Below are 8,395 nucleotides of genomic sequence, written 5' to 3'. Positions count from 1 at the left end.
TTTTATTAGAAATCGAAATTTTAGAGCTGGTCCCCAGACTAGCTTAGAGGGCTTTATATGCCCTCAAAACAGTGATAAAAAGCAGAAAATCAAGGTTTTCGGACGGTCTGGGGGGGGTAGCCGATGGATTACGATTGACTTTCACAAATTCTTAAACCGACCTTCCCCCTATCTCATGGGGGCAGTATCAGTTTTGAAAACGGACATTAAAGGGGGAGCATTATCACTCTATAACCCAATCTATCCAATTTTCAGGCGTAACGATGCACTTATCTTTCACCTGATAAGCAGAAAGGAAAGAGGCCGGGAACTTTGTATTGGCACGCCTAGGATTCCACTTCATTTCAAACAGGGAAAACTGACCATCACACTCCTCCAGATAATCAATCTCCTGCTGCTGACTGGTACGCCAAAAATAGCTGTTTACATATCGTCCAGCATTTTGATTGGCCTTCATTCGCTCACTAATGAAGAAGTTCTCCCACAAGGTCCCCACATCCTGCCGGAGAGCAAGAGGTGCAAAGTTTTGCAAAATAGCATTACGTATTCCATTATCATAAAAGTAGAATTTCTTAGCACGTTTCAACTCCGTACGTAAGTTGCGACTAAAGCCATTCAACTTGAATATGATATAACACTTTTCGAGCAAATCAATGTACTTCTCTACCGTTTTATTATCTGTTCCTACGGTTTGCGCCAACTCATTATATGAAACTTCACTTGTAACCTGCAGTGCCAAGGCAGTAAGCAGCTTGGACAACAGGGCTGGGCGCCGAACACTTTCTAAATTCAACAAGTCCTTATACAGATAACTGTTAGACAAATTATACAGCAACTCCTTTGCATCCGTCTCATGATTCATGATATCTGGATAAGAACCATAAATAAGCCGATTCTCTAATGTTTGTTTTACACTAAGCAGTCCATGAGCCTTCATCAGTTCTCTTGTAGAAAAAGGGAAAAGATGGTACTCAAACTTGCGTCCTGTCAAAGGTTCGTTGAGCTTATTCTGCAATTCAAAAGAGGAGGAACCTGTCACCAAGAGTTGTACATCTGGGAAATTATCCGTGATTCGTTTCAAAACCATCCCGATATTCTCTACCCGTTGAGCCTCGTCTATCACAACAATAAGATTGTTGCCTATAAGCAGACGCAACTCAGAAGAATTTGCCTTTGCCAGCAACTCTCTTACTTCTGGTTCATCGCAATTCAACATAAGAGTAGGTTCATCACGATTCTCGAGCACCATTTTAAACAGCGTGCTCTTACCCACTTGTCTGGCTCCAATCACGATGATAGCCTTCCCGGAAAATATCCGGGCTTCAATTGTATCTTGTATTTGACGACGTATCATAAATATCCTTTCTTTTAAGTTATGAATCCTTCTTTCTTTCGGATGCAAAGATAAGGAAAAATAATCGTAATCCCAAAATTTATACCTATTTTTGGGATTACAATCCCAAAAAACATAGTAAATTTTGGGATTAGAGCGTTATTTCAACGTTTTTCACCGACCTTCTCCCCCTATCTCATGGGGGCAATATCAGTTTTGAAAACGGACATTCTATCCATCATATCTCCAAGAGACTGTAAATCCATGAAGTTAGCACATAAAAACGGGTACTCTATACCAAAATAAAAAAAATCTTTTAATTTACTTGGTAGTTTAGAGAAAAAAACGTATTTTTGCTGCTGTAAATTGATGAATGTTTTTAAAAAGGAGTAAGTATGAATACATTAGCAATAAACGAGCCTCAATTGTTGGTACTTGCCGAAGAAGACAAGGAGAAAGGCAGAGTTACCCATTGGAATTCTGTTGATGAAATGTTTGATACTATTTTAGGAGAATAATGTATAAACTTGATACTACTAAGAGATTTGACAAAGCTTTAAAGCTTTGCAAAAAGCGCGGCTATCCCATAGAACACTCCTCATGCTAACTACAGGCACACATTCCGACGTTTTTGGTAAAACAAGAAGATAATATAAAACATAAATCCCCAACCTGTTGAAGTTTGCAGATTGGGGATTTACATTTCCTGAAACTCCATTAAAACCAAATAAGACAATGTCTCATAGGGGCAGTATCAGTTTTGAAAACGGATATTGAAGTTACTCCAGAATCTGCAAAGATAGCACCGCCCTAACTACCTATTTTTATATAGTTAGGGCGGTGCTATTGCTAAAATTCGAGACCATTTACCGCATAGAGCGGTACATTCGTAACCCAATCTTCCTGCTGATAATCATTCATGGAGATGCGATAGGCCTTCTTTGACCGGTTGTCTGCAACAAACTGGCGCAGGCTCTTTGCCTTGACATTCGTCTCGGCTTTCACCTCCAGCGGAACAATCTCATCCTCCTCATCCTGGAGCAGGAAATCAATCTCCTGAGTACTGTTGGACTTGGCATAATAATACGGTTCATACCTGAGAACGAGCTGCTGCAAAACATACTGTTCCGTCAACGCCCCTTTAAACTCGGTAAAAATACTGTTGCCGTCCACTATTGTCGTTGCCTTGAGATTAGACATCGCACCTAGAAGCCCGACATCCAAGACGAAAATCTTGAAGGCTGCCCGGTCTTCATAACTGGCAAGTGGCAGTCGGGGAGCTTTCACATTATATACCTTATATATCAGTCCGGCATCCAGCAGCCACTGCAAGGCCAACTCATACTCCCGGGCTCTTGCCCCCTCGCGCACCACTCCATAGATAAACTTCCTGTTCTCTTTACTCAACTGGGCTGGCAAGGATTTCCACAAATCAGTAATACGGGGAATAATCTCTGATGGAGCATGCTTCGACATATCCCGCTGATAACTGTTCAGAATATCCTTCTGTATGGCTCTCACCTCTTTCCAATCACGATTCTGGCTAAAGCTCAATACGGCTTCAGGCATGCCTCCCACATAGTAATAATACTTCAAGAGTTCCTGAAACTTGGGAGCAAACATCGTTATCATATTCCAATCCTTCGTCAGTAGCAGCTGCGCCAGATTCTTCTCCCCCATAGCCATCACGAACTCGATAAAGTTCATTGGATAGAGAGAGAGAAATTCCACCTTACCCACAGGAAAAGACTCCCCCTGATGCTGTTCGATACCCAGAAGAGAACCAGCCGCTATGACATGATAACCCGGTGCATTCTCTGCAAAATATTTCAGGGAAGCAACAGCATGAGGAGCAGCCTGAATCTCATCCAGGAATATCAGCGTTTCGCCCTCTGTGCAGGTTACATTCGTTGCAGCCCCAATAGCTGTAAGAATTCTAGGGATATTGAAGTCCTGTTCAAAGAGATTCTGCAGGATCTTCATCTCTTCAAAGTTCACATACGCCAGCTGCTTGTAATTCTGGCGGGCAAACTCCTTCACCAGCCAAGTCTTTCCCACCTGTCTGGCACCCTCAATAATAAGAGGTTTCCGATATTGTTTATTCTTCCATTTCAGAAGTTCATCGATAGCTAATCTTTCCATAATCCGTATCTTAAAATCACATTTTATGAGGGAATAATTACTCTTCCGCCCACATTTTATGAGGGAATAACGCTGCAAATATACACATTTTATGAGGGAATCCTGCAACTTTCCCACAAATTTTATAAAGGAGCGCCCACTTTTTAACTGATTTTAAAGGATGATATCCCTATCTTATGGGGACAGTATCAGTTTTGAAAACGGACATTAAAGGGGTAGGCTTCCACATTCCATAAGAAAAAGGGAGGGGATTTGCGGCAAGCATTCCCCGATATATTAAGGTGTAAATTTGCAGGATATGAGCTTGAACAAAAATACAAACAAAAAACATCGTAAAAGTTTAAAGACTACTAAAAGATTCTCTTTCGCTTGAAAATTCCTTTTAAAATGCCTATATTTGCAATGCCATTAGAAATGACGGCAGACATAATTAGGAAGCAACTATGCTTTGTTCCATCTGAGAACCTGGACAATTCACAGTACACAGGAACGACAGCTCTAATTGTTTGTCTAAATATGTATTCACGTATCCATCCTGCTTCTGTGGGAAGGGTATCTCTATACATTCATTGATGCAAACAGGGGGATAATCCTTATACAAAGCAAGTATCCCCTTACTAATCATAAAAAATCACCCAGAAGAAGGTTTTCTCGAAACTTTTAGTTAACTTTGCAACCGAATTATCAACCCAGTCTGAGTAACATGGATTCATATTCTGGAATCATCATAGAAGAAAGCAGAAGGTCTGAGCAATTTTCAGACTTTACTCCCATACCTTGCAAAGGATTCAACATTCTTTGCAAGGCAAAGCGCTATGGCAGATGGTGGGTGCTCAAAGGCCTGAAGAAGCCATATCGCCAAGACGGAAACTACAAGAACCTGCTGCACAAAGAGTTCGATATTCTCATATCCCTGCAGCATCCCAACATCGTATCAGCCTACAGCATGGAAGAAATACCGGAAATGGGTACCTGTATCGTGATGGAATGGATAGATGGTATCACGCTGGAACACTGGAGCGGTAGGAAGACTGAGGGAGAAGACATCTTCCTCCAGTTGCTTGATGCTGTGCATTACATCCATGCCAAGCAGATAGTACACAGAGACCTTAAGCCTTCCAATATCATGATTACCCATAACGGCAATCATGTAAAGCTCATCGATTTCGGACTTTCAGATACCGACGACTTTGCCATCCTCAAACAGCCTGCCGGCACCCCGGGCTACATCTCTCCAGAACAGATTGTATCCCAACAGGTAGACATCCGCAACGACATCTTCAGTATCGGTTGTATCCTGGAAAAGATATTTCCAGGCAAACCCTATACAGCAATCATCAAGCGTTGCAAGGCTCCCATAGCCCAGCGATATGCCAATGTTGACGAACTCAAAGCCGATTTCATAGCTCGCAGAAACAGACATCCATCCGTTATCAAGCGTATCGCAATCGCAGCTTTGGTCTGTATCATCTTATTAGGTTTCATCAGTTATCCTTTACTGCATCAGCAGGAAAAGAGCATTAGCATCACCCCGGCACATCACGAAGCCAAGAAGGATACTGTCATCCGCCAGCAAGCCAAGAAGCCTGCCCCACTTTCCAATGGCCGGAAATCCCTGCAGCCAACAGCTACCGAGCCATCTTCTGCATCCCATTTACAAAGCGCCGAACTCATATCCAAGGGAAAGAAGACTATCGACAAGATGTGGAAGGAATCCGGCATAGACACCATCCGGTCTGTTGTGAAAAAGAGCGAGGCATACTTTCAGTTTGTAAATAAGAGTAATGAATTCATCACAACGACTTATCCACAGACATTCTCTAAGGACATAGACGGCAAGAAGGCAGATATCATCTATGAACTGTCCTCTTATACCACTGAGAGATATGTGAAGCCAACCCTGTCGAGTTTTCAATCTTCCAAATAATGCTCCACGATGATGCCATTCTTCTTACCTATGGCATAAGTGACCGGCTCCCTATCTCCATGTTTCCAGCCATGAAGATAAGCAGGCTCATGATTGATAAAATGACGGCACTCAAAAGTATCATCTTTCGCCAATCTGGTATTTTCTGATGATACCACCTTGAAACTTCCGTTTCCCTGATACCTGATGATGCAGGTTCTGTCGGGCAGCCAGGAAAGTTTGAGCATCTGTCCCTCATAAAGATCATCGCATGAGATTTCCTTGCCGATAACCATCTGGCTCTGCCGTTCTCCCGTCCCTTGCGACAATCCGAACTCCTCAAAGTCCGCATAACCGAGAAAATTAGCCAGCACATTCTTGGTAAACTTACTGGCAGAAACCCCTTCGCTCACGTATCCCCAGAATCGTCGCAGTGTAGAGGCACTCACCCTTTGCTGGGTACGCTCCAGCACCTTTTCGCTTAACCATACGAAGTCACGAGGCACAACCATCTTGCGCCCTACCATCCTTTCTATCATTTCACGTAATATCTGTTCCATATGGCAAATTTACATAAAATTTCCGAATTATAAGTCAGTATGAATAAAAAAGCACAATGATTTCCCTCGAATTGTGCGAAATTAGCCTTTTTTTGAAATAATCAAGACCACAACTGCAAAAACAGCCATCATCGTGCTCTAAATCACAATAATTTCTTATACCATTCCGATAGGCTTTGAAGTCCAGATGTCTTTGTAGCATTCTTGGTACTTACGAGGTGCCGGAAAGCCTCCGGGAAGTCGTCATGATAGTCCTGACGAGTTGAAAAGAGGCTCATTCCACTTATTGCCTAACTATGGCACAATATTGCCCTCAACTAGGGCAACTTTTTGCCTTTGCCAGGCACAAAATGATGCGTCGGGAGAAAATCTTCGGGCGGTCTACCATCGCCATTCGGAATATGTTTTCCGGCTGCAGGATGCGTGGTTTTGCTCGTGAAAAGCCTTACTCTCGATTTTACCCTTCACCCTTCACCTTTTCGCCGGAAACCCCGATAAACACTGGGGTTGTGAGAGGTGAAGGGTTGGCTCCACCCTTCACCACCCTTCACCCGTATAAACACTTAGCTATTAGACGTTTATATCTGATTGGTGAAGGGTGAAGGGTGTTTTTGAAAGTAGCTTTCTATCCACCTGCAGCCTGAAACTTCCATCCAGTTTTCTCAACTCCGGGTTCAAAGATACGAATTTTTCTCCATGATTCCACATTATAGACACACGAATTTACTGCTGCTCCGAAAAGAAGATTCAATTGCAGCAACCGTTTCTCTATATATAAAAGGTGTAAGCTCGAGGAAAATGAGTTTGAACCAAATTGAACCAAAATGAACCAATCGCCAAAGTTTAAAGAATACTAAATGTTATGTTTTTACTTGAAAAATTCGTTTAAAATGCCTATATTTGCAATGCCGTAAGTAAAGGCAGCAGACATGTTAAGGAGACAACCATGCTTAGTTCGTACTGAGAATCTGGACAATTCATTGTACGCAAGAACGAACTCAGAAGTTGTTCAGCCAATCGTGTATTATTGTATCCGTCCCGCTTTGGTGGGATGGTGTGCAATATCCCCCATTGGTGTGAGCTGATTTTCATTCTTTGTGTATAGGTAGTCCAAAACCTTCAGAACAGAATGAAATTGGTTCGCACCTTTTTTGTGTCTAAGAACGAAATAACAAACAAGTAAATGATAAAAACGTATGGAAGAATCAGAGAATTCATATTGGGAATAATAACAAATAAAAACTATAAGAATATGAAAAAGATTTATCTAATCATGATGCTCTTCTTTGCGATAGCATCGGGAGTATTTGCACAAACAACCAACATTGTCACCCTCATGCTAAAAGCCAAGTCTGGCGAAGCAGAAACACAGAATGCTCTGGGCGAAGCATATTATGATGGGAAAGGGGTTACGGAAAATTTAACTGAAGCTGTAAAATGGTTCACAAAAGCTGCAGAACAAGAAAATGCTAAAGCAGAATACAACTTAGGCATCTGCTATTACTATGGCTATGGAGTACAATACAGGGACCGTAGAGAAGCCGTAAAATGGTATACAAGAGCAGCAGAACAAGGAAATGCTGATGCACAAAACGACTTAGGATACTGTTATGAATTTGGCGAAGGAGTAGACAAGAATCTTAAAGAAGCCGTAAAATGGTATACAAAAGCTGCTGAACAAGGACTACCTATGGCACAATGCAACTTGGGAGTCTGCTATAAATATGGCAACGGGGTAGAAAAGAACTTTGAAGAAGCCGTGAAATGGTATACAAAAGCAGCCAACCAAGAATATGCGCGGGCTCAATACAATCTGGCACTTTCCTATGATAAAGGCGAAGGTGTAGCTAAGAATGATTCGGAAGCTATGAAATGGTATCTCAAAGCGGTAAAAAACAATTACCCACAAGCAGCCTATTATTATGGTAGAATGCTCTTAGAGGGTAACAAACAAAAGGGTATAACAAAAAACATACCTGAAGGTGTCAAATATTTGCGCAAGGCAGCTGATCTAAAAAACCTTGATGCAATAAACTCATTGGTTGGTGCCTATTACTTGAAAATGACAGGTGAGAATGATTTTGGTATTAGCAAATATCTTTCTTACGCTGACTTTGTTAAGTATATAAAAATTGGCGCAGAAGAAGGAGATCAAAACATGAAAACTTTTCTGACCAATTTACCAAATTTAAAATCAATGATAGCACAAGAAAAAAGTCTTGTAGCGAAATATGGACAGAGAGCATACGACAACATCAAAAAAGGAAAGGTTTATATAGGTATGCCAGAAGGTATCCTTACCGCATACAAGACTTTTGAGACTGATGGTAGCAGATATCAAATGGGGGGTGTAATTTAAACTGTGTCAAGGCTTGTTCTTAACTTTCATTCCCACTCCCTGCTGGGGGCATGCCCCCAGCAGGGAAGCCTTTTCGGCTGCAAAGTTACATAATT

The 8,395-nt window shown here is 41.8% G+C and carries 6 protein-coding genes; 3 read left to right on the top strand and 3 right to left on the bottom strand.

What is annotated here, in order from left to right:
* Positions 1-223: 223 nt before the first annotated feature.
* Positions 224-1,354, bottom strand: coding sequence for an ATP-binding protein (locus ACTQ53_RS16750; protein ID WP_441934375.1), 1,131 nt, complete (start codon positions 1,352-1,354; stop codon positions 224-226).
* A gap of 374 nt (positions 1,355-1,728) precedes the next feature.
* Here ACTQ53_RS16750 and ACTQ53_RS16745 point away from each other — a divergent pair, with 374 nt between their 5' ends.
* Complete coding sequence (locus tag ACTQ53_RS16745; RefSeq protein ID WP_262884890.1) at positions 1,729-1,851, top strand: hypothetical protein; 123 nt, start codon at positions 1,729-1,731, stop codon at positions 1,849-1,851.
* Positions 1,852-2,182: 331 nt separating this feature from the next.
* On the opposite strand, the gene ACTQ53_RS16740 is transcribed toward ACTQ53_RS16745, so the two are convergent.
* On the bottom strand, positions 2,183-3,475 hold the full coding sequence (locus ACTQ53_RS16740; RefSeq protein WP_441934372.1) for an ATP-binding protein: 1,293 nt from the start codon (positions 3,473-3,475) through the stop codon (positions 2,183-2,185).
* A 703-nt stretch (positions 3,476-4,178) separates the two neighbouring features.
* Here ACTQ53_RS16740 and ACTQ53_RS16735 point away from each other — a divergent pair.
* On the top strand, positions 4,179-5,402 hold the full coding sequence (locus ACTQ53_RS16735) for a serine/threonine-protein kinase (RefSeq protein WP_441934370.1): 1,224 nt from the start codon (positions 4,179-4,181) through the stop codon (positions 5,400-5,402).
* Here ACTQ53_RS16735 and ACTQ53_RS16730 read toward each other — a convergent pair.
* Entirely contained in the window at positions 5,387-5,941 is a 555-nt protein-coding gene (locus tag ACTQ53_RS16730; RefSeq protein WP_441934368.1) for a hypothetical protein, read from the bottom strand. The two genes, ACTQ53_RS16735 and ACTQ53_RS16730, sit on opposite strands and share 16 nt — an antisense overlap.
* Before the next feature lie 1,252 nt (positions 5,942-7,193).
* Between ACTQ53_RS16730 and ACTQ53_RS16725 the strand changes: the two genes are divergently transcribed.
* A complete protein-coding gene (locus ACTQ53_RS16725) occupies positions 7,194-8,300 on the top strand; it encodes a tetratricopeptide repeat protein (protein ID WP_441934366.1) in 1,107 nt (368 codons plus the stop codon).
* Positions 8,301-8,395: the final 95 nt, after the last annotated feature.

Origin of the sequence: Prevotella sp. Sow4_E9_plate (assembly GCF_052116205.1) — a bacterium.
GTDB lineage: Bacteria > Bacteroidota > Bacteroidia > Bacteroidales > Bacteroidaceae > Prevotella.
This window is presented reverse-complemented; position numbering and strand designations above follow the sequence as displayed.

Excerpts from the sequence above, each read along its gene's own strand:
- ACTQ53_RS16750 (WP_441934375.1), bottom strand. The coding sequence starts at position 1,354 with ATGATACGTCGTCAAATACAAGATACAATTGAAGCCCGGATATTTTCC.
- ACTQ53_RS16745 (WP_262884890.1), top strand. The coding sequence starts at position 1,729 with ATGAATACATTAGCAATAAACGAGCCTCAATTGTTGGTACTTGCCGAA.
- ACTQ53_RS16740 (WP_441934372.1), bottom strand. The coding sequence starts at position 3,475 with ATGGAAAGATTAGCTATCGATGAACTTCTGAAATGGAAGAATAAACAA.
- ACTQ53_RS16735 (WP_441934370.1), top strand. The coding sequence starts at position 4,179 with ATGGATTCATATTCTGGAATCATCATAGAAGAAAGCAGAAGGTCTGAG.
- ACTQ53_RS16730 (WP_441934368.1), bottom strand. The coding sequence starts at position 5,941 with ATGGAACAGATATTACGTGAAATGATAGAAAGGATGGTAGGGCGCAAG.
- ACTQ53_RS16725 (WP_441934366.1), top strand. The coding sequence starts at position 7,194 with ATGAAAAAGATTTATCTAATCATGATGCTCTTCTTTGCGATAGCATCG.